The sequence below is a fragment of the Pseudomonas sp. MWU318 genome (assembly GCF_016756945.1).
GTDB classification, from domain to species: Bacteria; Pseudomonadota; Gammaproteobacteria; order Pseudomonadales; family Pseudomonadaceae; genus Aquipseudomonas; species Aquipseudomonas putida_A.
Window position 1 is genome coordinate 1 of the sequence record NZ_JAESJL010000028.1, and the last position, 611, is coordinate 611.

The 611-nt window shown below is 55.0% G+C and carries 1 protein-coding gene; it reads left to right on the forward strand.

The features are described 5' to 3' along the window. Positions 1 to 611: EF-Tu/IF-2/RF-3 family GTPase (locus tag JN524_RS27170; RefSeq protein WP_202371315.1), on the forward strand; the 611-nt coding region annotated here is incomplete at both ends.

Genomic DNA, 611 nt, shown 5'->3' on the forward strand with positions numbered 1-611 from the left:
ACCACTGCCGTCAAGAAGCTGGTTGAAACTCTGGACAGCTACATCCCAGAGCCAGTTCGTATGATCGACAAGCCATTCCTGATGCCAATCGAAGACGTATTCTCGATCTCGGGTCGTGGTACTGTTGTGACTGGTCGTATCGAGCGCGGTATCGTTCGCGTTCAAGATGCGCTGGAAATCGTTGGTCTGCGCGACACCACCACCACCACCTGCACCGGTGTTGAAATGTTCCGCAAGCTGCTCGACGAAGGTCGTGCTGGCGAGAACTGTGGCGTTCTGCTGCGTGGTACCAAGCGTGACGACGTTGAGCGTGGTCAGGTTCTGGTCAAGCCGGGTTCGGTTAAGCCGCACACCAAGTTCACCGCAGAAGTTTACGTTCTGAGCAAGGAAGAAGGCGGTCGTCACACTCCGTTCTTCAAAGGCTACCGTCCACAGTTCTACTTCCGTACTACTGACGTGACTGGTAACTGCGAGCTGCCAGAAGGCGTTGAAATGGTAATGCCAGGTGACAACATTCAGATGACTGTTACCCTGATCAAAACCATCGCGATGGAAGACGGTCTGCGTTTCGCTATCCGTGAAGGCGGTCGTACCGTCGGCGCTGGCGTCGT